Raw genomic sequence first — 23,940 nt, 5'->3', positions numbered from 1 at the left:
TGCCTCAAAATTCTGGAGCGGGAGACCGGGATCGAACCGGCGACATTCAGCTTGGGAAGCTGACGTTCTGCCACTGAACTACTCCCGCATCGAGTCTCATTATACGCAAAAAATTTCAGCCAGACTTTCGGTCGTCCGCGGTCCGCACTCTTTGAGATCGACTCCGAGGCCTATCATGGAGCTGGATCATGGTTCGCAAAATAGTTCACGTAGATATGGACGCGTTCTATGCCTCGGTAGAGCAGCGGGATGATCCGGGGCTGCGCGGACGTCCGGTGGTTGTCGCATGGCGCGGCAATCGCTCCGTGGTCTGTGCTGCCTCCTATGAGGCGCGAAGCTTCGGTGTGCACTCGGCGATGCCCGCCACCCGCGCCGAGCGGCTGTGTCCCGAAGCGATCTTCGTGCCTCCGGACTTCACCCGCTACCGCGCCGTCTCCCGAGCAGTCCGAGAGATCTTCCAGCGACACACCGATCTGATTGAGCCGCTCTCGCTCGACGAAGCCTATCTGGACGTCACCGAAAACAAAACCGGCCTGCCCACGGCTACGCGAGTCGCCATCACCATCCGCCAGCAGATTCGCGACGAGCTGAACCTGACCGCGTCCGCAGGCGTAGCGCAAAACAAATTCCTCGCCAAGATCGCCTCCGACTGGCGCAAACCGAACGGCCTCTTCGTCATTCAGCCCGATGACGTCCAAACCTTCCTTCCCCCACTCCCTGTCGCACGCATTCCCGGCGTAGGAAAGGTCACCGAAACCCGGCTGAAACAGATCGGCGTTCAAACAATCGCTGATCTGCAGGCCCTCGAGCTAACGCACCTTGAAGCACGGTTTGGCCGTTACGGAATGCGTCTCTACGAACTCGCTCGCGGTATCGATCACAACAAGGTAGTTCCTGACAGGCCCACCAAATCCATCTCCGCCGAAGACACCTTTGAACGCGATATCCCGCTCTCAGAGACCGAGACGTTGATCCGCCGCCTCGCTGAAAAGGTGTGGACGGCCTCCCGCAAAGATACCCGCGTGGCACGCACCGTGGTCCTGAAGCTGAAGACGAGCGGCTTCAATATTCTCACGCGCAGCCATACCCCCTCGATCCCTCCGGGTTCATGCGAAGAACTCACTGCGATTGCTCTCCTCCTGAGAGAGCGCATTACCCTCGAACCCGCCCAGCGCTTTCGTTTGGTTGGGGTGGGCCTCAGCAATTTTCGAGATGCGGAAAGCCTCCAACCGCCCCTGTTCGAGGACAGCGAATGACCTCCAAAATTTCTTTTATGAAAGCTGCCGCCATTTCGATATCATCCCCATCTAACGCGTTGAAAGGTAACAAACAAAACAAAATGTTCGCCGAGTTGATCAATATCGACTCGATTGGTTTAATATCATTTCAGACCCTTGGCTCTAGTTATGTTCCTTCAACCTGTTGCGTATAGAGGTCCTACTGCCGTGTCTCTTTTCACCAGACGTTCGCCCGCAGACATCAGCAGAACCAACTCAAGGCCTGCACGCATATGGTGCGGTGCGGTCATGTCTTTGATTGCGGGCACGGCCTCCGCGCAATCTCCCACGAACATCTTCGATCCCGCCGGCACTCCCGCGCGTACCGCCATGGGCCTTTCGATATTGGTCCTTTCAGTCACCCTGGTCATCTTTCTCATCGTCGCCGGCCTATTGCTCTATGCCATCATCCGCTTCCGGCATCGGCCGACTGACTCCGATCGCGAACCCGCCCAGATCTACGGCAGCAATCAGATCGAGCTCTCCTGGACAGTCATACCGATTCTGATCGTAGTCACGCTCTTTCTCACCACCACGCGCGTCATCCTTGTCACCGAGGCAATTCCGAAGCCTCCAAGCGCGATGGACGTAACCGTCATCGGCCATCAATTCTGGTGGGAATATAACTACCCCAAACTCGGCGTCGTTACAGCCAACGAGCTGCACGTTCCCATTAGCGATCCATCATCGCCAACGCCAACTTATTTGACGATGTCCTCAGCCGACGTCTCCCATAGCTTCTGGGTACCTCGTCTCGCAGGCAAGATGGACCTGATTCCAAATCGCGTCAACACCATGTGGATCGACCCGCAGGCAACGGGCCTCTACCTCGGCCAATGCGCGCAGTATTGCGGAACCCAGCACGCAAAGATGCTTCTTCGTGTCTACGCGCAAACCCCACAGGACTTCGCTGCGTGGATAGAGCAGCAGAAGAAACCCGCGGTGCAGGACTTCCCTGGAAACGCCGCTGCAGCAGAGGGTCAGACCGTCTTTATGAAGAACGCGTGCATCAACTGCCACGCCATCAAAGGAACCGTCGCCACCGGCCGCTTTGGGCCTGACCTGACCCACCTCGCCAGCCGCGACACCATCGCCTCCGGACCGGTCCCGAACACACCTGAAAATCTCAGAAAGTGGGTCAACGACCCAAACACCCTGAAACCCGGCTCGTTGATGCCGGCGATGCATTTGAACGATCACGATCTCGACGTCATCACCGCTTATCTCACTCAGCTTCACTAACCAATTACCGGAAAGAAGCGAAGCATGACCACAACTCCTGTATTGGAAGCAGTCGACGAGACACTGGAGACTCAGGGTAAGCCACCCCTCAATGTCATCTACGAGTGGCTGACGACCGTCGATCACAAAAAAATCGGGCTGATGTACATCTGCTACGCGCTCCTATTTCTCGTCATCGGTGGCTTCGAAGCGGTCCTGATGCGGATTCAGCTCGCCATTCCCAACAATCACTTTGTATCGCCGCAGGTCTTCAACCAGCTCTTCACGATGCACGGCACCACCATGGTCTTCTTCATGGGAATGCCGATCCTCTTCGGCATGGGAAATTATCTCGTCCCCCTCATGATCGGCGCTCGCGACATGGCCTTCCCACGGCTGAACGCCTTCAGCTTCTGGGTCTCCGCCTTCGCTGGCTTCCTTCTTTACTTCAGCTATATCGGCGGTAGCGGACTCTACGCTGCAGGCTCTGCGCCCGATGTCGGCTGGTTCGCCTACGCACCTCTCACCTCAAAGGTCTTCTCACCCGGCCACAGTACCGACTACTGGACCCTGGCTGTCTTTCTCAGCGGCATAGGAAGCATCGGCACCGCTCTCAACATCGTCACCACCATCCTCTGCATGCGCTGCAAGGGCATGAAGATGAGCCGCATGCCTCTGCTGCCCTGGCTCTACCTTGTCATGTCCGGCCTCGTCTTCGTCGCCGTCAGCCCACTCACTGCCGCGCAGATCATGCTCACCTTCGATCGCTACCTCGGCGCACATTTCTTCGACACCCAGGCTGGCGGCTCCGCCATCCTATGGATGCACTTCTTCTGGATCTTCGGTCATCCTGAGGTTTACGTACTCGTCCTTCCAGCCTTCGCCTTCGCCAACGAGATCATCCCCGTCTTCTCCCGCAAAGCCATGTTCGGATATCCCGCCATGGTTGCGGCATCCGTCGCGATCGGCTTCATCAGCCTCAGCGTGTGGGCGCACCATATGTTCACCGCGGGCCTCGGCCCAGCCGGCAACACCTTCTTCGTCTTCGCCACCATGGTCATCTCGGTGCCAACTGGGATCAAGATCTTCAATTGGCTTGCGACTATATGGGGGGGGAAGATTATCTTCGCCGTCCCCATGATGTTCATGGTCGGCTTTCTCTTCCAATTCCTGATTGCTGGTCTTACCGGCATCATGCTCGCAGCAGCCCCATTCAACTGGCAGCTCAGCGCCTCCTACTTCGTCGTCGCACACTTCCACTACGTTCTGGTCGGGGCGATCGTCTTCTCTCTCTTTGGCGCCTTCTACTACTGGTACCCCAAGGTCACCGGCAAGATGATGGACGAAACGCTCGGCAAGTGGCACTTCTGGCTCTTCCTCATCGGCTTTCATCTCACCTTCGACTTCATGCACATCCCGGGAATCCTCGGCATGCCTCGGCGTATCTACACCTACGAAGATGGCCGCGGCTGGAACACCTTGAACTTCATCGTCGGCATCGGAGCAATCTTTCAGGCTGTAGGCACCCTGATTTTGGTCTACAACATGATCCGTTCCTATTACAAAGGCAAAGAAGCAGGCCACGATCCCTGGGACGCCTGGACCCTGGAATGGTCCGTACCTTCTCCGCCACCGTCCTACAACTTCGCCATCGAGCCAACCGTCAACAGCCGCCGGCCACTATGGGATCTGAAGCACCCTGAAGATCCAGACACGGACTACGAATAAATGACGACCATCACAACAGCAAGCAGAATCCCAATCGATGGCCCAATCGAAACCCCATGGAAGTTGCCTTACCGCGGCAACGTCGGTATGGCATGCCTCATCATCGCCGAATCCGCGATCTTCATCATCTTTGTCGTCGCCTATATCTACTACATCGGCAAGAGCCTCAGCGGCCCAACCCCCGCGCAGGTACTCGAGCTTCCCATTCTCGGCACCATCTGTCTGCTCTCGAGCAGCATCTTCGTTCACCTTGCCGTCAGCTCTCTGCGTAAAGAGAACTATCGCGGCACCACACTCCATCTCGGAATCACCGTCCTGTTGGGAACCATCTTTCTGGCCACTACGGCAAAAGAGTGGTATCACCTCATTCACGACGAAGGCCTCACCATTAAGACCAACCTCTTCGGCACCACCTACTACTCTCTGGTCGGTCTACACGCGACCCACGTAGTAGTCGGTCTTATCATGCTCTCTCTCACTCTCGTGTTATCTCTCGCAGGTCGCGTCAAGGAGGAGCATTCGGAAAAACTCGAAGTTCTCTCCCTCTACTGGCACTTTGTCGACGCTGTCTGGATCGTCGTATTTCTCGTCGTCTACGTTTTAGGCAGATAACTACAGCAAAGGAGGAGCACGATGCAGGAAGCACAGTCCACGCAGGGCCACGAACACGAGCACCGATCCGACACCGTCATCCTCCCGGCGCCGACACCCTGGCCCATGGTGCTCGCACTAGGCGTCGCCCTGATGATCACCGGCATGGTCACACATTGGGTCATCAGCCTCCTGGGACTGATCCTTACACTGCGAGCCATTGTCGGATGGTTCTTCGACATCTTTCCGCACGAGCTTCACGTCGCCGTCCCCGTTCAAACCGGCGTCATGAAGATCTCGAGCACCCGCACCACCCGCGAACAGCTTCCCGTCAGTGCGAGTCATCGCCAGATGTTACCGGTCGAAACTTTCAGCGTTGTCTCCGGCATCAAGGGTGGCATCGTCGGAGGCCTTGCAATGATCGTTCCCGCAGCCCTCTTCGGTCTCCTCAAATATCACAGCATCTGGTACGCAGTAAATCTCCTGGCGGCAGGTGGCTTCGTTAGCTGGGCCTCTGAGACCACCGCCTTCCTCTGCCAGTTTCACCTCGAAGGGCTTCTCGCGGCCACCGGCATTCACGCCTTCACCTCGGTTCTCATCGGTCTTCTCTACGGAGCCATGCTGCCGATGTTCCCCAGAAAGCCGATCCTGACCGCCGGCTTCGTCGCCCCCCTACTCTGGACCGGCATCCTCTACTCGGCCCTCGGAATCATCAGCCCCGTCCTCAACGAACGCATCAACTGGCTGTGGTTTGTCATCTCACAGATCGCCTTCGGTCTCGTCTGCGGCTTCATCGTCAACCTGCAGGTCAAGGTGCGCACTCCACAGTTCCGAGCTCTCCCATTCGCCGTTCGCGCGGGTATTCACAGCGATCAACCTCTCACGAAAGACGACGAACTATGAGCAAAAACAAATGAGATCAGCCCCTCACAGACTCGCAGTGTTCGGCACCCTCATGCTATCGGCTGCCTGTATCGCCACCACCGGCTGCAGCCGCATCCCCGGTCGCCCCGGACCAGGCCCCGAAGTCATTCGTCCCGACGAAGTTCTCGACTTCGCAACGCTCTACAAAAACAACTGCGCGGCCTGCCACGGAGCCAACGGCAAAAACGGTGCAGCCATCTCTCTCGCTAACCCCGTCTACCTCGCCGTTGCCGGAGAGCCCACCATCCAACAGACCGTCGCCAAAGGCGTCGCAGGCGGCCTAATGCCTGCCTTCGCCAAAAGCTCCGGTGGCTCACTGACCGATCGCCAGGTCTCCGTCATCGCCCAGGGCCTCCTCCGACAATGGGGCACACCAGACGTTCTCGCGGGAGCAAATCCTCCGCCCTACGCAGCCACGTTATCCCCCATCGCCGACCACGGTCAGCAAGCCTACACAGCAGCCTGCGCACGTTGCCACGGAGCAGACGGAGAAGGCACCTCAGGCGATCCCAAAACCGGCGCCGGCAAACTCGGCTCCATCGTCAACCCGTCCTATCTCGCTCTCATCAGCAATCAGGATCTTCGCAGCATCACCATCGCCGGCCGTCCCGACGAGGGCATGCCAGACTGGCGCTCAGTCGCCACGCAGCCCCTCACCGACCAGCAGATCACCGACATCGTCGCATGGTTAGCCTCCAAACGAATCGCCGAACCAGGCCAGCCGTATCACTCATACCAACCATGAAAGACAGAGAGAATGAAGTGCACCGCAGGAGCAGGAAGCCATGATACCCAGTGAACAGCTCCCACAAACCGATCACGCCATGACCGAGCCTACAGAACCAGTGAAAGACCCGAGCATTGCCGCAGGCCACTCGCGTCGCGCCTTCCTCTTCAAGCTCGCTCTAGTGGTCAATGGGGCAGTCGGCGTCGTCCTTGCCATTCCAATCGTCGGCTACCTCCTCGGCCCCGCGTTGAAGAAAACTTCAACCGACAACTCCTGGATCAACCTCGGCCCTCTCTCAGATTTCCCCGAAGGCGAGACTCGCCTCGTCAGCTATCGCAACCCCATCACCACCGACTGGGACGGCCAAACCGGCGACATCCCTGCCTGGGTCCGTCGCGTCTCTGGCGACACCTTCCAGGTCTTCGCCATCAACTGCGCTCACCTCGGCTGCCCCGTCCGCTGGTTCGCCCAGTCCAAACTCTTCCTCTGCCCCTGCCACGGCGGCGCCTATTACGCCGACGGCTCCCGCGCCTCCGGTCCACCCGAACGCGGCCTCTTCGAGTACCAGCACAAGGTCTCGAACGGCACCCTCATGATCAGCGCCGGCAGAATGCCAACCCTTGCCAACGAAGCAAAGAACGTCAATCCTCTTACCCAGATCGAAACAAAGATCAAAGGCAGTTCCGCAGCCAAACTCTCCGCGATCGATCAACCCCAGCCGAGGTGCAGCTCATGCCAGACTTAAAGCAACGCGGCATCGATCTCTACAACTGGTTCGAAGCCCGCCTCGGACTCGGCACGCCCCTCATCGAAGTCGCCGAACACGAGGTCCCCAACAACACCGCCAGTTGGTGGTATGTCTTTGGCAGCGCCGCAACCGTCGTCTTCGTCCTCCAGGTCATGACCGGCGTTCTTCTCGCGCTCGTCTACGCCCCGACCGCCAGCAACGCTTGGAACAGCCTCCAGTTCCTCGACCACAACGTCCACCTCGGCTGGTTCCTCCGTGCAATGCACGGCTGGGGCTCGGACTTCATGGTCGCGATCGTCCTCATCCACATGGTGCAGGTCTTCCTCTTCGGCGCCTATAAATTCCCCCGCGAACTCACCTGGATCATCGGCGTCTTTCTCCTTCTCCTCACCCTCGGCATGGCCTTCACCGGCCAGGTTCTGCGCTTCGATCAGGACGCCTACTGGGGCCTCGGGATCGGCGCATCAATCCTCAGCCGCGTCCCGCTCATCGGCGGCCCTCTCGTAGGCCTTATGCTCGGCGGCCCCATCATCGCCGGCACCACGCTCTCACGATTCTTCGCCCTCCACGTCTTCGTTATCCCCGGCATCCTGATCGCCATGGTCGGCATGCACGTCTGGATGGTCCTGCGTCTCGGCATCAACGACTATCCCATGCCCGGCCGACTCGTCAGCAAAAAAACCTACCTCAACGACTACCACGAGCTCGAAAAGAAAACCGGCATCCCCTTCGTCCCCGACGCCGCCTGGAAAGACGCCATCTTCGCCGCAGCCATCATGTGCGCCGTCATTGCCTGCGCTCTCTGGTTCGGTCCCTTCGGCCCATCCGGCCAGCCCGACCCCACCATCATCGAGACAGCCCCCAAGCCTGACTACTTCTTCCTCTGGCTCTACGCCGTTCTCGCCTATCTCCCACCTGCCCTCGAAACCCCAGTCCTCTTCATCATGCCGGTTATCGGCATCGCAGCTCTCATCTTGCTCCCACTTCTCTCGGGAGAAGGCGAAAAGCACGTCTCCCGCCGTCCTGCCGCAGTCCTCATAGTCAGCGTCATCGCGGTCTCGCTCGGCGTCTTCACTCACCTCGGCACCTACACGCCGTGGAGTCCCATCATGAACGCCTGGACCAGCGATCCTACCCCTGTGTCCTACCTCCACAACCGCACCCCGCTCGAACGCGAAGGCGCAATCGTCCTGCAGTACAAACAGTGTCGCAACTGCCACTCCATCGGTGGTGAAGGCGGCCTCCGCGGTCCCGCACTCGACGCCGTCGCCGCCCACATGACCGAAGACCAGATCATCCGTCAGGTCCTGCAAGGCGACGGCAACATGCCCGCTTACGGCAACGCCCTCAGCCCCTCCGAAACCACCGCGCTCGTCAAGTTCCTCACTACCCTGCACGGCCACGATCTCCAACCCGCCGTCGATGCCTCCCGCCGCGTCGTCTCAGCCGCTACAGCCACGCCTCCAACGAATAACCAATAATCTCAGCCACAAACAAAAACCGTCGTCCCGAGCGAAGCGATTCACAGTCTCATCGTGAATCGCCCACTCGCAGGGCCAGCGGTCTTCGAACTCCAGTCATCTCAACCCGACCGCACACAGCACGCGTCCCAGCTTCGATCTATCCTTACCCTAATGTCTCCTGAATACCGGGCCATCTTCGACGATTGGTCCCCCCCGATCTTCCTCACAACGGCGCTGTTGCTCACCGCCATCCTCTACACGCGCGGCTGGTACGCCATCCGCAAGACAAGACCCGCGCTCTTCCCAACCTGGCGCCTCGTCACCTTCAATCTCGGCATCGCTACCATCTGGGTCTCCATCGCCTCACCCATGGATGGCTTCGCCGACGCGCTCCTCAGCGCCCACATGGTTGAGCATCTGCTCCTGATGTCCTTCGTCCCGCCGCTTCTCCTCCTCGGCTACCCTCAGGTCCCTCTCCTCCGCGGCATTCCTCACGTCATCACCGTGCGCCTGCTCGCCCCATTCCTGCGCATGAAGTGGCTCCGCAACCTCGGACACTTCTTCACCAAACCGGTTGTCGCGTGGCTCGCGATGAACCTCACCTTCCTTGCCTGGCACCTCCCCGCCGCCTACGACTTCGCGCTCGAGCACGAACACTGGCACGAGTTCGAACACATCTGCTTCCTCACAACATCGATCCTCTTCTGGTGGCCGCTCATCCGCCCCTGGCCCACCAGCTCGCGCTACCCCGGCTGGATCATGCTTCCCTACCTGGTCCTGGCAGACATCGTCAACACGGCACTCTCAGCTTTCCTGGCCTTTTGCGACCGCCCCGTCTACACGTCCTACGTCGAGCGCCCAAACCCCTTCCACATCGATCCAATCGCCGACCAGCGCGCAGGCGCCGTCATCATGTGGGTCCTGGGTTCGCTCATCTTCCTCGTTCCCGCGGTCTTCGTCACCTTCCGCCTTTTGCATCAGGAGAAGACCCGCAGGGCATAGATCCGGGCCCCGCAAAAATGGGGTACTCAGACAATGACGAGCTAGGTCGCAATGATTTTTATCTCTGCTATAGTCATAAAAAACTCGAAGATCGGAAACGCCTCAACTAATTGCGCCTTCAAATGATCGTGTTTGCTTGCCTCCCCATCGTGGCCACAACAACGACCGCAATCCGCGAGTTTGTAACCGCACATAAACCCTCTGCCACTCGCACGGACACCACCTTCCAAGCTGGAAGTCCTGTGAGCCTTACGCTCCAGGGATCGCAGGGAAATACACGGCTCTCAAGACCGATCGCCGTCAGTACGACATGGCAGATCGAAGGGAGAGTGCATGGCAACTGGAACCGGTAAGGGCTGGTTTGCAGAAGGCCGCGCAGACGCTCTGTTTTGCAGCATATTCACCGTACTGGCCGTCCTGGCCGCGAAACCTTTCACCGAAATCGGATTGATCGACGACTGCTCCTATCTCAGAACAGCATTTGTCTTCGCCAGGACAGGGCGCCTCGTCTACAACGGATGGGCGACGGCGATGCTTGGCTGGCAGATAGTTTGGGCCGCCCCGTTTCTCAAGCTCTTCGGATACTCTTTCACCTCCGCTCGCATGTCGACGCTGGCCCTCTCCGGCATCTGTGTCTGGCTCGCACATTCCATCTTCCGACTTTCCGGCATCAATCGTCGCAACGCTAACTTCGGAGCCCTGACAGTTGGCCTCTCGCCAATCATCGCTCCATTCTCGGTCAGCTTCATGAGCGACACCTGCGGTTTCTTCGTCATTCTGCTCTGCATCTACCTATGCCTTCGAGCCTACGTCGCATCCAGCGACCACGCCATGCTGGCATGGCTGATAAGCGCAGGCATCGCAGGAACAATCGGAGGAACGGCTCGACAGATCGCCTGGTTATCCGTGCTCATTTTGGTGCCAACGACTGCTTGGATGCTCCGCCGACGCCGGGGCGCTCTCCTTACCGGCACCGCGCTCTGGCTCATCGGTGCGCTATCGATCTATGCCTGCCTGCAGTGGTTTAAGCATCAGCCATTCGCGGTCCCGTATCCACTCATTCAGGGTCCAATCAATCTGGCGACCACTCGTCAACTCACCGACCACGCCTCTGCCCTGGCCCTGTGTCTAGCGCTCTTGACCCTACCAGTGCTTGGAGCCTGGCTTACTATGCTTCCAAGGTTTCGAGCCGGGATCATTACCCTTCTCACCTTGGTCGCTCTCTTCGCTACAGATCTATTACGACGCATCACCTATCACGACCTGGAAAAAGGTTTCATGCCTTGGACCGGGGACATGATAGAACGCCTGGGCGTTGTGCAGTTCCCAAACAACAGCCTTATTGGCGCCCCTCCCACGACCTTCAATCACACGGGCCGGGTGATTGCATCATTTGTGGTAATCGCCACCTTGGTAAATTTCTTCTACTGCATTTTCATCCTCAAAGAAAATACAAACACTCCTGCCCCTCCCTCGGGCCTGTCATGGAAGACGTTACTCCATCTTCTCGGACCCTTCGCGGTGGCCTACACTCTGCTCCTTGTAATTCCAAGCGCGTGGGGTAACACCTATGATCGCTACCTGATGTCCCTGTTCGTTCTGGCTCTCCTGTGTCTCCTGCGCCTCTATCAGGAACGAGTGTCTGCACGACTGCCGGCGCTGAGCTACGCGACGCTGGTGGCCTTCTCCATCTTCACGATCTTAGGCATTCACGACTGGTTCGCAATGCACAACGCGCGCGTCGCAGCCATCGACACGCTCCACAAAGCAAACATCTCCTCTTCACAGTTTCAAGCCGGGTTTGAATATGACGGACTCACCCAAATCGACAACGCTGGCACCGTGGTGGATTCTCGCGTAAAGCTCCCCGCCGGGATCGAGCTGCAATATGCTCCGCCCGGCCTTCCATCCAACTGCGCTGCACTCTTCGACCCTCATACACCCAGCGTTCATCCGATCTATTTTCTTGCCTTTCAAAAAGCGCCATGTGTCACGGATTCGCAATTCGACGCCGTCCCGTATAGAACATGGCTGCCGCCCTTTCAACGCCAGATTCTCATCTTGAAGCTGCAGTCGCCCACTCAATCCGCAGACTCGCGGCCACTCAGCGAATAGACAATCGCACCGAGACGGAAATATAGGGATCCGAATGAATCGACGGTTTGGCGGCGTCACGACAGTCTAAGAGGCCTCCTTCGCGGAAGAGCTTTTTTGCAACAGCTACTGCAGCTTCTGTAGGGCCTCCACACGGACGATTTTGCACTCCACCTCTTTATTCTGTGGAGTTTTAATCTTTGCCTTGTTGCCGTCAATCTTGTATGTCATGTCTGTGCCAACCACAAAGTCGGTTGCGTTCATAGATTTATTCGGGTCGGTCCGACAGGTATAACTCTTCCCCTTCGCCTCAAAAGAAAGATCATAGGCCTGATGTTTGTGCTCTGTATCTTTAACTCCATAGGGTTGGGAATCCTTGAGAGTCGTCGTACCTTCGAGTTTAGTTCCGGCAAACGCGGATAGGCTCGTTGCCAAGAGAAGGACAGCTGTTAGGGGACGCTTTTGCATGATTCACCTCGAAGACATTGTAAGCAGTTGTCAAGGGAGATGAGAAAGGGCTAGGGACCCGAATTGGCCCCGCAGCAATTTCTTGCTGAAGGCCACAGATCTTCCTATCTATAAGTTAATTCTATGGTGGAGCTGAGCGGGATCGAACCGCTGACCTCCTCGTTGCGAACGAGGCGCTCTCCCAACTGAGCTACAGCCCCCCACCTAACCCGCATCGCACACCGCTTTCGCAGGCACAACGCAGCCGAAACAACATCTCCGAGTGTATCAGCAACAACCCTCACGACTCAACCGCGCTTAAACCCAAAAAGCCCGGCGTCACTCCACCGACGCGCCCACCCGCCCAGTCACCGCGGTACCCGCAGCCAGCGGCTTCTCCACCAAGTGCCACACCTCACCAGCTTCAATCACTACCCCAAGCACCGGCACCACCAACTTCGCCCCACTCCGAGCCACAGCCTCCAGCACACCAACATCGCCAGTGCCAAACTCCGTCCGGTCCAACGCCATCTGCCATCGCTGCCGCCCCGCCACGCGCGACTCTTCACGAATATCAATCACTTCTGCGACAAAAGAACTCACTTCGCCCTCGCCGGACTCACTGCCGCAACCAGCGCCTCCATCTCGCGCTTACTACCAACACAAAACGGCGTCCGCTGATGAATCCCCTCCGGCTTGATATCCAGAATCCTCCCGGCACCACTGGTCGCCATCCCGCCCGCCTGCTCCGCGATAAACGCCAGCGGATTCGCCTCATACAACAACCGCAGCTTGCCCTTCGGCTGCTTCAACGTTGGCGGATACAAAAACACTCCCCCCTTCAGCAGCGTCCGGTGAAAGTCCGCCACCAGGCTCCCGATATAGCGCGAGCTGTACTCCTTTTGCAATCCACCTGTCCGCAGCATCTCCACATACCCGCGATACTCCTCCGGCCACCCCGCCGCATTCGCCTCATTCACCGAGTAGTAACTTCCCTGCTCCGGCATCTTCATCTTCTCGTTGCTCAACACAAATGCCCCGATCGTCGGATCGAGTGTGAACCCATGCACGCCATTCCCCGTCGTATACACCAGCACCGTCGAAGGCCCATACACCACATACCCCGCCGCCACCTGCCGAAACCCCGGTTGCAAAATCGACTCCTCGAGCGTGCCAATCTCTGTAGGCATCCTGCGCAACACGCTGAAGATCGTCCCCACATTCACATTCACATCAATGTTCGATGAGCCATCCAGAGGATCGAAAACAATGATGTACTTCCCCGTCTCAGGATCGCGATTGAACGTCACCGGCTGCTCATCCTCTTCGCTGACCAGCGCAGCAACGCTATCCCTTAGCCCCAGGCAATGTAGCAGTGCCTGATTCGCATACACATCCAGCTTCTGCTGCTCCTCCCCCTGTACATTCTCCGCGCCAAAGGCACCCAGCACATCGCTCAACCCCGCCGACCGAATCTTCGCCTCCACCATCTTCGCGGCCAAAGTAATCCCACTCAGCAACCAGCTGAATGTCCCTGTAGCCTCGCGCCCCGTAGATTTCAGCATCTCCTGCTGCTGCTGCAAAATGTGCTGCTGCACCGTCGTTATCATCGCCATCGATCAAATATCCTCACCACTAATCTTAGTTCACGCCCCGCCAACTCCCCGTACACTATTCCCACCCATGCCCACACGCCGCCGCTTCCTCCTAGCCGCCGCAGCAGCCACTCCCGCCCTCACGCTCACCGCACAAGCTCAGCAATCAGAGAAACTCCCTCCCGCCATCGCCGCCCTGACAAACCGCCGCGCCGAAGCCGTCCCCATCACCCTCGCCGAGCGCGAGCAGCGCCTCGACCGCGCACGCGCCCTCATGCACCAGAACAAAATCGACGCCATCGTCATCACCACCGGCACGTCGCTCACCTACTTCACCGGCCTCCGCTGGGGCCAGTCCGAGCGCTTCTTCGCATGGACCCTCCCCGCAACTGGCGCTCCCTTCATCGTCTGCCCCGTCTTTGAAGAAGGCCGCGTACGCGAACGCATGGAAGCCAAACCCGCCACCCTACCCTCCGCCTCCACCACCCGTGTCTACACCTGGAACGAAGACGAGGACCCCTACCAACTCCTCGCCAAAGCCCTTAAGGAATCGGGCCTCGCCTCCGGGAAGATCGGCATCGAAGAACGCACCCAATTCGTCTTCGCCGACGGCATCGCCCACACCAGCCCCACCCTCACCACCACCAGCGCCACCCCCATCACCTACGGCTGCCGCAGCATCAAAACCCCCGCCGAGCTAGCTCTCATGCAGCTCGCCAACAACATCACCCTCTCCGTCTACAAAGCCTGCTACGAATCCGCACAACCCGGCATGACCAACCGCCAATTCTCACAACTCGTCGACGCCGCATACACCCGCTGCGGCGTCACCGGCGACGCCAGCTGTCAGGTTGGCGAGTACTCCGCGCTTCCCCACGGCTCCCTGCAACCGCAAATCATCCGCGAAGGCGAGATCATCCTCATCGATGACGGCTGCACCGTCGAAGGCTATCAATCCGACATCTCACGCACGTTCGTCCTCGGTGATCCCACCATTGCCAAACTCGACAAAGCCCGCAAGGTCTTCGATATCGTTCTCAAAGCCCAATCCGCGGCCCTCGCCGCAGCTCGCCCCGGTGTCCAATGCCAGGCCATCGACGCCGCTGCACGCGACCTCATCACCGCCGCAGGCTATGGCCCCGACTACAAACACTTCACTCACCGCCTCGGCCACGGTATCGGCATGGACGGCCACGAATGGCCCTATCTCGTCCGCGGCAACACGACCCCGCTCGCACCCGGCATGTGCTTCTCCGACGAACCCGGCATCTACCTCCCCGGCGAGTTCGGCGTCCGCCTCGAAGACGACTGGCACCTAACCGAAACAGGCGGCAAGATGTTCACTCCACAAAGCCCATCCCTCGAACATCCCTTCGCCAAGGCCTGATTCTTCGAAGCGAAGCGGAAGCGGGTCACACCAACCCCTTCCGCGCCTCTTTCAGAATCTCTTCCGAAAAAGCATCATCATCCACCGCCCGAGCCAGCACCATCGCACCAACCATCGACGACAGCGCCCGAATCGAATCCCCCCGCGCCGCGCGCTTCGAGCTCCACGGAAAATGCGATGCCATTGCCTCCACCACCGCCTTCAACCGCGCCGTGAACGGGCCCCGCACAAGCGGCTCCTGCCGCACTTCCGCTGCAAGAGCCGCCATCGTGCATCCCGCGCCACAAGCATCGCGGTGAGCCACGCTCAGATAGCGCTTGAGATAGTCCGTCCAACCCTTCGCCGAACCCTCCGTCTCCTCCAGCCCGTCGAGCGTCGTCTGCATTCCGTGCATCACGCTGTCTGCCATCAACGCTTCCTTCGAATCGAAGTGGTTATAAAAAGGTCCGTGCGTCAAACCGGTCGCCTTCATAATCTCGCTCACGCTCACACCTGAAAACCCTCGCTCGCGAAATAGCCGCGCCGCTTCATTCAAAATCCTCTCGTGTTTCTCAGCCGTCTCAACCGCCGGATATCTCATCACACCACCTCCCAAATCCCTGCTCTTGACATTATTCATGACAAGCATCATGCTTACAAGAACGTTATGCATGACAATCATCATGTATAAAATATTAGCTCTGAGTCGCCACCAACTCAAACGGCCCATACTCAAATTCAGTGACCTCGAAGGTAAAGGAGTAGGAACCAATGAAACTCGCAGGAAAGAAAGCTCTCATCACAGGCGGAAACAGCGGCATCGGCCTCGCCACCGCTCAGCTCTTCATAAAAGAAGGCGCAGAAGTCGCCATCACAGGCCGTGACCAGAAGACTCTCGACGAAGCCGTCAAGCTGCTCGGGCCAAAAGCGAAAGCCTACCGCGCCGACGTCACCGACTCGGCTGCTCGCAAAGACCTCTTCGCCAAAATCGCCAAAGACTTCGGCCATCTCGACATCGTCTTCGCCAATGCAGGAATCGCGGGACAGACCAAAACTGGCAGCACCGACGAAGCCGTCTTCGAAAACATCATCCGCATCAATCTCACCGGAGCCTTCTTCACCGTCGAAGCAGCGGTCCCACTCCTCAACGATGGCGCCTCAATCATCTTCAACGGCTCCGTCATCGGCACCCTGGGCCAACCCGGCTACGCCGCCTACGCTGCCAGCAAAGCCGGACTCCGCGGCATGGCCCGCTCCATCGCCGGCGATCTAGCCCCACGAAATATCCGCGTCAACGTCGTCGCACCCGGCGCTACGGAAACCCCCATCTGGAGCCGCAACGAACGCTCCGCAGAAGAAGCCGGTGAGCTCGCAAAGCGTATCGCCTCCACCATTCCCCTGGGTCGCTTCGGCAAAGTAGAAGAGCTCGCAAAAGCAATCCTCTTTCTCGCCTCCGATGACTCCTCCTACGTCAACGCTGTCGAGTTTTTCGTAGACGGTGGATCCGTAGGCACGCCCTTCGGTGGACCAGCGTTCCGCGGTTAAACACAACGGGCGATCGCGAAAACTCTCACGATCGCCCGTCAGTTCTACGACTTCCCAGCAATCAGTGCTGCGGCACCACCAGCACCTCAACTCCACTCGCCGCGCCAGCATTGCGATAAACACTCTCCGTCGCCTTCACAAACTGCCCCGGCTTCGCGAAGGGTATATCGACGAACGTCTGCGGATTCCGATCGACCAACGGAAACCACGAGCTCTGCACCTGCACCATAATTCGGTGCCCCGTGCGGAACGTGTGGTTAACATCCGGCATCTCCGAGTTCACCTCCACCATCTTCCCTGGCGTCAGTGCCGTTGGCTTCTCCCAGCTATCGCGAAACTTCGCGCGCATCGGCTCGCCCCGCACTAACTGCTCATATCCGCCCATCAAAATCGGAGCCGCTCCCAACACTCGCTTGCCGACAGCATCGGCAGGCGGATCGGGATAATCATTCGGATAGACATCAATCAGCTTCACCACAAAATCCGCATCGGTCCCGGTAGAAGCCACCTTCAACTTAGGCCGCACGGGCCCCGCGATCGTCACGTCTTCGGTCAGCGGCTCGGTCTCGTAGGTCAACACATCCGGCCGCCGCGAAGCGAACCGCTGATCGTCGTCCATATACCGCTGCGGCACCGTATCCGTTGTGTAACCCACAAACGGCACCGGATGCGCCGGATCGCTCACATACTCATCCACTCCTGTGTTCTCTGAAGGAGCCTCGAAGCTCAACTTGCCGCCATCACGAAAGTAAAGTGTCTTCGCCGACGCAGACTTAGGTGGCCACGCATCATATTTTTTCCAGACATTACTGCCCGTCTCAAATACATAAGCCTTCGGCAATACCCCGCCGTCGTGCCCCTTCAGATAGTGTTCGAAGAACGGAAACTGAATCTGCTCCCTGAAAAACAGAGACGTCTTCGAATTAAAAGTCACATCTCCAAGACGATCACCGTCTGCTCGAGCCCATCCACCATGCGTCCAGGGACCAACCACCAGCGTATTCACTGACCCCGGATTGAACTCATCGATCGCATGAAACGTCTTGAATGGCCCCGAAAGATCCTCTGCGTCAAACCACCCGCCGACCGTCATCACCGCCGCATGAACATTCTTCATGTGCACCGACAGATTGCGCTTCTTCCAATAATCGTCATACGTCGTATGCACCAGTTGGTCATGAAATAAGAAGTTCGTCCCGTCGAACTTCTTATCCAGATTTTCTGTCGGCCCTGCCTTCAAATAAAACTTGTAACTATCAGGCCCACTAGGTTCCGAATACTCTCCCTTATCTGGCAGCGTCGGATTTTTCTGTGGCTTGAAGAACACATAAAACCCATAGTTGGCCGACAACATAAACGCGCCGCCATGGTACGCATCGTCGTTGAAAAACAGATCCGTCATCGGAGCCTGTGGACTAGCCGCCTTGATCGCCGGATGCGAATCGATGATGCTCGCCGACGTATAGAACCCCGGATAGCTGATTCCTGTAATCCCAACCTTGCCGTTGTTATTTTCCACGTGCTTCAGCAGAAACTCGACAGTGTCGTACATGTCCGTCGACTCATCCACATCCTTGTTCGACTTCTTATCGTCGATATGCGCATTCATCTCCTGAAATACGCCCTCGCTCTCGTACCGCCCGCGCGCATCCCCACAAACGAAGATATAGCCCGACTCTAACAACTCCTGGCTGGGCGCCAAACGCTTCGGCATCTGGTCTTCACCATAGGGCGCGCAGCTATACGGTGTCCGCGTCATCAAAAATGGATACGGCCCTGCATCTTTGAACGCTCCAGCCAGTGGCGTATACACCGACACGAACAACTTCACCCCGTCCCGCATCGGGATCCGGTACTCATACTTCGCATAGTGCGTCTTGACGAACTCTTCTTCACTCGGCGCCGCAGCAGCCTGCCCAAGCACTCCTCGACCAACCGCCAACAAACAAAGCACCAGCACGATCTTGCTTCTCATCAATCCCTCGAAGGAAAAAACAGAATAGAAAAAGTCTATAGTGGCCACACCACTTCTGACATACGATATTTCACGCCAGGCTTGGCCACCCAGGAAGCCTTGTCATTTCGGTCAAAGCATTCGATTCGCCGCCGACAGAGCCTCAAACGCCGTTCCCGAAGCGATCGTTGCAGCCGCTTCGCTATCGGCCGACTTCCCCGCAGCAACCGCCGCCGTCTTGCGAAAGACCGTAGTCTCCGTTTCCGACTTGAACCATCGCGCCCCGCCAAAACCCACAATAATCGCGGTGCTCAGCTCAGACAACCTCAGTACAACCGGCGGTGACGGCGTCATGTTGCCAGTCAGAGTAGCCGTCTGCGTCGCAAGCCACGCTCCAAGTGCAGCAACCAATCCAACAAGCACAACTCCGATGTATCCAGGGCGAAAGATACCCTGTTCTATTGTCGGCAGGTGAAGCCCGGAGTCGCCAATGAACACATTCACGAAGCCGCCAACCGCTCCGCACACTGCAACAATCACAAGATCGACCACAAGATCGTGCATCGCTCACCTCGTTCCCGAAGGCCACCATCTTAGACCATCACCAGCAATCACCACGCCATTGGTACTCCATCAAGACTCAGCAAACGCCCCACCGGATATTGCCCGACCCGATTCGCTGCAAACCATGGTGTGCGGTCATAAAAAAACTCCAGCCGCGCATACGAGTTTCCCGCAAACGCCGGATCGCTCGCCACCTTCTTCTCAAACTCCGCCTTCAACTTCGGATCCTTCGCCATCATCTCCCGCGCCAGAGACTCCAACACATACGCCTCGCCATACTCCTTCTGCTCAAAGATTGAATCGAAGAACCCCCACTGCAGCGCAGAGTCAGGCGCCGCCGGCTCCAGCCACTCTAGCGCCACCTTCGACAACCTCTGATTCAGCCGCACCACCGCCGACCCCGCTGGAAAATTCATCTTCTCCCGCACCACCACGCAGCTCCCATACTTCCCCGGATCATGCGCCGCCTCGCCATTGAACGTCGGATGCCGTCCCTCAAACGGAGGTTCCTGCCACGCCATCCCCGCGCACTGGTACGTCTCGACATCCCCCGTCCACGCGGCCGTAGTCCGCTCCATCTGGACCTGGTGCGCAGCCAACACATCAATCACCTTCGTCCACTGCACAGGAATAATGTAAGCGGCCGGCACCTTCGTATCCACCGTCACCTTGAAGCCCTTCTGAAACGGCAGCGAAACGTTCCACGGCTCATGAGAATACTCCACCCGCATCGCCCCCGAAACCGCGCTTAGCTCCCGCGTATACCTGTATCCGCGAAACAAAAACGGCGTCGTCTCCCCGCCCCAACCCAACGCCAGCGGATACCTCACATTGCCCAACGGATGAGCCCCCAGATTCTCAGCCTCTTTATCCGCGGCAGCATTCAGTGCAATCACCTTATCCGCATCGCGATTCATCAACTCCATCAGCCCCGCAAGAATCTCGTAGTTCCCCGTCACACGAGTCTTGTAATCCTTCAACATATGTAGCTCAACCAGCATCCCCGGCCGGCCTTCCAAGACCACATACCCCGTCGAAAATCTTGGCGGATCATCATTGAACCCCAGCCCATCCGCCGGATCATTGTCATTCACCAAATTGATGTACGTCGGCGAAGCCAGATGCCCATGCGCATCCACATACTTCTCAAGCGTCGGCGTCGCAACCTCATCTACCCACTTCGCCGTGCCGCTCGGCACATTCGGCCCATCGTCGATCGTGAACGTCACGTCGTACTGATAGTCCGCCCCATCGGTCACATGGTCATCCACAAAAAAATCCGGCATCCAGCGATGAAACATCGCCATAAACGCCCTCGTCTCCGGCGTATCTGCCTTCAGATAGTCGCGGTTCAAATTCAGGTTGGTCCCATTCCCCCGCCACCCCATCTCCGCCGGCCCGTCCTGATTGATCCGGTTGTACGCACTCCTCCGCTCATGCCCATCCGCGTTGTAGATCGGAATAAACACAAACACCGCCCGCTCCAACAGGCCAGCCTTCGTCTTCGCGATCACCATATCCCGCAACAGCGCGAGACAAGCATCCTTCCCATCCATCTCACCCGCATGAATCGAGTTCTGCACCAACAAAATCGGCCTCTTAGCCGCATGAATCGCCGCCGGATCGAACACCCCATCCCGCGAAACCACCACCACATCAAGCTCTCGCCCCTCGCCCGTCTTCCCAAACGACTCAATCCGCACCTGCCCCGGGGTTGCCGCTTGCACACGCTTCAAATAGGCCATCGTCTCCGTATAGTCCGGTGTCGTCGCATAGCAGGTCTTCTCAGCTGGCGTAAGCCACTCCGAGTCGCCACCAGGCGAACAATTTGCGACCTTGCTCGCACGAGGCTGCAAACTCGCCTCACTGACCGTTTGCCCCTTCGCCGCTCCACTTAAAGCCAAAGCCGCCATCAAACCCAAGCCAAATCTCGAACCCACTCGCATCCCGACTCCTCGTACTAACAACTCTCTACGAACACGCTAGCATCTTCGCGTGCCAGGCCGCCTCCGAAACGCAATTTGCCCGCGCAGCCGCTCGCCTTTATTCTCATCACCATATGAATCAGGATCTCTGGACCTCCGTCGAACGCTTCCTCACAGACACACTCGTCCATCCCGATCTAGCGCTCAACGAAGCCGTCGCGGCCAACACACGCACCGGGCTTCCCGCCATCGACGTCTCTCCCAACGAGGGCAAGCTCCTTCATTTGCTGGCTCGCATCCAGGGAGCCAGACGAATTCTCGAAATCGGCACCCTCGGCGGCTACAGCACCATCTGGCTCGCCCGTGCTCTCCCGCCCTTCGGCCGTCTCATCACACTCGAGCTCGACCCAACACACGCCAGTGTTGCCGCCGAAAACATCGAGCGCGCCGGTCTATCCTCACTCGTAGAAATCAGGGTCGGCAGCGCACTCGAATCCCTCGCCCGCCTGCACGCAGACAAGACCGAACCCTTCGACCTTATCTTCCTGGACGCCGACAAGCCCAACAATCCCAACTATCTTGAATGGGCACTCAAACTCTCACGCCCCGGCACCGTCATCATCGGAGACAACGTCATTCGCGACGGCGAAATCCTCGACGCCACCAGTACTGACGCCAGCGTCATCGGAACTCGAACTTTCCTCGAACGCCTCGGCAGTCACCCACGCCTCGACGCAACCGCGCTCCAGACCGTCGGCAACAAAGGCTACGACGGATTCGCTCTCGCCATCGTCAAAAACCGAGCCGCGAGGCATCACTCACAAAACGGAGAACGGCACTAAGTCAGATCATCCGTATCAAACGGAGTTACCTTCCGCCCGAGCGCCGAAACGCTCCGCGTCTCCCCCACCAGTGTCTTCACGACAACATCGATTTCATTCTCAGCCGTCGCAGCCATCGCGCCCACAGGCTCCGGAATCCCCAGACTCTCCAAAAGCACCGTCGCATGCGCCACCGCAACGTGGTCCTGGTCCAAACCCTCAGGCGTCTTCGCCTTGATCCCCACTTCGCCCGGCTTCACACCCAGAAGCGTCGCCACACTCTCCCGCAGCTCCCCGGCAATCGGCACGATCTTCGGCTTCGCCATCACCAGCACCGTGTCGATATTCACAATCTTGTATCCAGCCGTCGCCACCTCTTCCAGCGCCGTCTGCAAAAACACGCTCGACGCAGCCCCCTTCCACCGCGGATCGCTCGGCGGAAAGAACGTCCCGATGTCCCCCGCGCTCACCGCACCCAGCAGGGCGTCAGTAATCGCATGCAGCAACACATCTCCATCCGAGTGCCCAGCCAGTCCCTCGGGATGCTCAATCGCAAGTCCGCCAATCACCAGCGGCACGCCTGCCTTGAACGCATGCGAGTCATATCCGTAGCCAATCCTCATACCCATAAGCTATCTTCCCACGTTCCGCGAAATGGAGCGTCATCGCAGCCCAGCCAGATCCATCAAGCCTTCGCCAATCCCAGATAAAACTCCGCCAGTTCAATATCTCCCGGCTGCGTAATCTTGAAGTTCCTCGCCGCGCCCTGCACCACGGCCACCTCAACCCCGGCCCGCTCCAGTAGACTCGCCTCGTCGGTGCCCGAAAACCCATCCACCTCGGCCTCCGCAAACGCCGCCCGCAACAACCCGAACCGTGCACCCTGCGGCGTCTGCGCCTGCACAATGCGCTCCCTCGGAATCGTCGCCGTCACAATAGCTCCATCCGCCGTCCGCTCCACCTGCTTGATCGTGTCCACCGCCGGCAGCCCAACGATCGCCGCGCCATGCTTTACCACTGCATCGATCGTCCGTTCAATCGTCGCCGGATCGATCAACGGCCTCACCGCATCATGCACCAGCACCACATCGTCCGCATCGCACTCCAGCGCAGCCAGAGCATTCGCGACGGAATGTTGACGGTTATCCCCACCCTCCACCATATGCACGCGCGGCCCCAGCTTGTACTCCACCATCTGCGCCTCTACCCGGTCGCGCTCATGCGCCCGCACCGCCAGACAAACCGCATCCACTCTTGGCACCGCAAGAAACGCCCGCACCGACCGCACCAACACCGGTACCCCGCCAATCTCGAGAAACTGTTTCGGCGCCGCCGTCGACGCACCACCCGCGGCCATCCGCGTCCCAATCCCTGCTGCCGGAAGAATTACAAATACTCGCATAACCTGCGAAGTATACAAGATGCTCACGAACTTCTACGCGTCCTGCTTCTACGCGTCCCGTTTCTACACGTTCTAGTCGAGCCGCAGCATCATCTCCGTAGAAACTTCAAATCCGTTCCGCTCATAAATAGGCCTGCCAAACTTTGAAGCATGCAGCGAAACCACCTTCACGCCCCGCTGCCGCGCCTCCTCCACCGAAGTCTTCAGCAGCTTCCACGCCAATCCATGGCCACGAAACGCAGGATCGACATAGAAGTTCAGCAAGTAAGCCCGCATCGGCTTCGCATCCATCCAGTGCGGCGGAAAATCCATCATCCACATCCCCGCCCCAGCCACCACGCTGCCATCCTGCTCCACCATCCACCCAACGTAACTGCCATCCATCAACCGCGGCCGAACCCAAGCCACAAAGTTCTCCATCATAGGCTGCAGCAGAACATCCTCCGCCTGTCCCGCATCCACAAACATCTGCCGCCGCTGCCGCGCAATCAACTCCGCATCCCCAACCGTAGCCAATCTCGTCTCGAACATATCTGCCATATCTTC

At 58.3% G+C, this 23,940-nt stretch carries 23 protein-coding genes and 2 tRNA genes; 13 read left to right on the top strand and 12 right to left on the bottom strand.

Annotation, left to right across the window (positions count from 1 at the left end; all coding sequences use genetic code 11):
* Positions 1-13 precede the first annotated feature (13 nt).
* Positions 14-88: transfer RNA gene (locus tag RBB77_RS08790), tRNA-Gly, on the bottom strand.
* A gap of 100 nt (positions 89-188) precedes the next feature.
* On the opposite strand from RBB77_RS08790, the gene dinB reads away from it, so the two are divergent.
* The 10 genes from dinB to RBB77_RS08740 all read left to right on the top strand — a co-directional run bounded on the left by dinB (position 189) and on the right by RBB77_RS08740 (position 11,796).
* Positions 189-1,256 (top strand): DNA polymerase IV, encoded by a 1,068-nt coding sequence (dinB, locus tag RBB77_RS08785; RefSeq protein WP_353066544.1) that lies wholly within the window; start codon positions 189-191, stop codon positions 1,254-1,256.
* A 270-nt stretch (positions 1,257-1,526) separates the two neighbouring features.
* Entirely contained in the window at positions 1,527-2,519 is a 993-nt protein-coding gene (gene coxB / locus RBB77_RS08780) for a cytochrome c oxidase subunit II (protein WP_353066542.1), read from the top strand.
* 24 nt (positions 2,520-2,543) lie between these two features.
* Positions 2,544-4,226, top strand: coding sequence for a cytochrome c oxidase subunit I (gene ctaD, locus RBB77_RS08775; RefSeq protein WP_353066540.1), 1,683 nt, complete (start codon positions 2,544-2,546; stop codon positions 4,224-4,226).
* Positions 4,227-4,838 carry a cytochrome c oxidase subunit 3 gene (locus tag RBB77_RS08770; RefSeq protein WP_353066538.1) on the top strand — a complete coding sequence of 204 codons (612 nt, stop codon included), beginning with the start codon at positions 4,227-4,229 and terminating at the stop codon, positions 4,836-4,838.
* A 21-nt stretch (positions 4,839-4,859) separates the two neighbouring features.
* A complete protein-coding gene (locus RBB77_RS08765; RefSeq protein ID WP_353066536.1) occupies positions 4,860-5,720 on the top strand; it encodes a cytochrome c oxidase subunit 4 in 861 nt (286 codons plus the stop codon).
* A 10-nt stretch (positions 5,721-5,730) separates the two neighbouring features.
* Positions 5,731-6,486, top strand: coding sequence for a c-type cytochrome (locus RBB77_RS08760; RefSeq protein ID WP_353066534.1), 756 nt, complete (start codon positions 5,731-5,733; stop codon positions 6,484-6,486).
* 40 nt (positions 6,487-6,526) lie between these two features.
* Positions 6,527-7,213 carry a ubiquinol-cytochrome c reductase iron-sulfur subunit gene (locus RBB77_RS08755; RefSeq protein WP_353066532.1) on the top strand — a complete coding sequence of 229 codons (687 nt, stop codon included), beginning with the start codon at positions 6,527-6,529 and terminating at the stop codon, positions 7,211-7,213.
* On the top strand, positions 7,201-8,697 hold the full coding sequence (locus tag RBB77_RS08750) for a cytochrome b N-terminal domain-containing protein (RefSeq protein WP_353066530.1): 1,497 nt from the start codon (positions 7,201-7,203) through the stop codon (positions 8,695-8,697). The genes RBB77_RS08755 and RBB77_RS08750 overlap by 13 nt, the downstream gene beginning before the upstream one ends.
* Before the next feature lie 153 nt (positions 8,698-8,850).
* Positions 8,851-9,681: a cytochrome c oxidase assembly protein gene (locus RBB77_RS08745; protein ID WP_353066528.1), complete on the top strand. Its 831-nt coding sequence runs from the start codon at positions 8,851-8,853 to the stop codon at positions 9,679-9,681.
* Between the two features lie 333 nt (positions 9,682-10,014).
* Positions 10,015-11,796: a hypothetical protein gene (locus tag RBB77_RS08740; RefSeq protein WP_353066526.1), complete on the top strand. Its 1,782-nt coding sequence runs from the start codon at positions 10,015-10,017 to the stop codon at positions 11,794-11,796.
* Positions 11,797-11,901: 105 nt separating this feature from the next.
* On the opposite strand, the gene RBB77_RS08735 is transcribed toward RBB77_RS08740, so the two are convergent.
* The 4 genes from RBB77_RS08735 to fbp form a co-directional block, all read right to left on the bottom strand.
* A complete protein-coding gene (locus RBB77_RS08735) occupies positions 11,902-12,243 on the bottom strand; it encodes a hypothetical protein (RefSeq protein WP_353066524.1) in 342 nt (113 codons plus the stop codon).
* A 124-nt stretch (positions 12,244-12,367) separates the two neighbouring features.
* Positions 12,368-12,443, bottom strand: a tRNA-Ala gene (locus tag RBB77_RS08730).
* A gap of 118 nt (positions 12,444-12,561) precedes the next feature.
* Positions 12,562-12,825, bottom strand: a complete 264-nt coding sequence (locus RBB77_RS08725; protein WP_353066522.1) for a hypothetical protein — start codon at positions 12,823-12,825, stop codon at positions 12,562-12,564.
* The gene (fbp, locus tag RBB77_RS08720; protein ID WP_353066520.1) at positions 12,822-13,838 is read right to left on the bottom strand and encodes a class 1 fructose-bisphosphatase; all 1,017 of its coding nucleotides are present in this window, start codon (positions 13,836-13,838) and stop codon (positions 12,822-12,824) included. Before fbp ends, RBB77_RS08725 begins: the two co-directional genes overlap by 4 nt.
* 67 nt (positions 13,839-13,905) lie before the next feature.
* On the opposite strand from fbp, the gene RBB77_RS08715 reads away from it, so the two are divergent.
* Positions 13,906-15,204, top strand: coding sequence for a M24 family metallopeptidase (locus RBB77_RS08715; protein WP_353066518.1), 1,299 nt, complete (start codon positions 13,906-13,908; stop codon positions 15,202-15,204).
* Positions 15,205-15,229: 25 nt separating this feature from the next.
* Here the strand turns inward: RBB77_RS08715 and RBB77_RS08710 are convergent, their stop codons facing one another.
* Positions 15,230-15,784: a TetR/AcrR family transcriptional regulator gene (locus RBB77_RS08710; RefSeq protein ID WP_353066516.1), complete on the bottom strand. Its 555-nt coding sequence runs from the start codon at positions 15,782-15,784 to the stop codon at positions 15,230-15,232.
* A gap of 170 nt (positions 15,785-15,954) precedes the next feature.
* Here RBB77_RS08710 and RBB77_RS08705 point away from each other — a divergent pair, with 170 nt between their 5' ends.
* Positions 15,955-16,728: an SDR family oxidoreductase gene (locus RBB77_RS08705; RefSeq protein WP_183976068.1), complete on the top strand. Its 774-nt coding sequence runs from the start codon at positions 15,955-15,957 to the stop codon at positions 16,726-16,728.
* 61 nt (positions 16,729-16,789) lie between these two features.
* Here RBB77_RS08705 and RBB77_RS08700 read toward each other — a convergent pair whose 3' ends face one another.
* The 3 genes from RBB77_RS08700 to RBB77_RS08690 form a co-directional block, all read right to left on the bottom strand.
* A complete protein-coding gene (locus tag RBB77_RS08700; RefSeq protein WP_353066514.1) occupies positions 16,790-18,703 on the bottom strand; it encodes a CocE/NonD family hydrolase in 1,914 nt (637 codons plus the stop codon).
* Between the two features lie 111 nt (positions 18,704-18,814).
* A complete protein-coding gene (locus RBB77_RS08695; protein WP_353066512.1) occupies positions 18,815-19,246 on the bottom strand; it encodes a hypothetical protein in 432 nt (143 codons plus the stop codon).
* A gap of 47 nt (positions 19,247-19,293) precedes the next feature.
* Positions 19,294-21,186, bottom strand: a complete 1,893-nt coding sequence (locus RBB77_RS08690; protein ID WP_353066511.1) for a M14 family metallopeptidase — start codon at positions 21,184-21,186, stop codon at positions 19,294-19,296.
* A 119-nt stretch (positions 21,187-21,305) separates the two neighbouring features.
* On the opposite strand from RBB77_RS08690, the gene RBB77_RS08685 reads away from it, so the two are divergent.
* Positions 21,306-22,013 carry an O-methyltransferase gene (locus tag RBB77_RS08685; protein WP_353066509.1) on the top strand — a complete coding sequence of 236 codons (708 nt, stop codon included), beginning with the start codon at positions 21,306-21,308 and terminating at the stop codon, positions 22,011-22,013.
* Here the strand turns inward: RBB77_RS08685 and ispF are convergent.
* The 3 genes from ispF to RBB77_RS08670 form a co-directional block, all read right to left on the bottom strand.
* Positions 22,010-22,621 (bottom strand): 2-C-methyl-D-erythritol 2,4-cyclodiphosphate synthase, encoded by a 612-nt coding sequence (gene ispF / locus RBB77_RS08680; protein WP_353066507.1) that lies wholly within the window; start codon positions 22,619-22,621, stop codon positions 22,010-22,012. The two genes, RBB77_RS08685 and ispF, sit on opposite strands and share 4 nt — an antisense overlap.
* 56 nt (positions 22,622-22,677) lie before the next feature.
* Complete coding sequence (gene ispD / locus RBB77_RS08675; protein WP_353067597.1) at positions 22,678-23,394, bottom strand: 2-C-methyl-D-erythritol 4-phosphate cytidylyltransferase; 717 nt, start codon at positions 23,392-23,394, stop codon at positions 22,678-22,680.
* Between the two features lie 72 nt (positions 23,395-23,466).
* Entirely contained in the window at positions 23,467-23,934 is a 468-nt protein-coding gene (locus RBB77_RS08670; RefSeq protein ID WP_353066505.1) for a GNAT family N-acetyltransferase, read from the bottom strand.
* Between the last annotated feature and the right edge of the window lie 6 nt (positions 23,935-23,940).

Origin of the sequence: Tunturibacter psychrotolerans (assembly GCF_040359615.1) — a bacterium.
Classification (GTDB): Bacteria; Acidobacteriota; Terriglobia; order Terriglobales; family Acidobacteriaceae; genus Edaphobacter; species Edaphobacter psychrotolerans.
The sequence above is the reverse complement of the archived record's forward strand: the minus strand, read 5'-3'. Positions and strand labels throughout refer to the sequence as shown.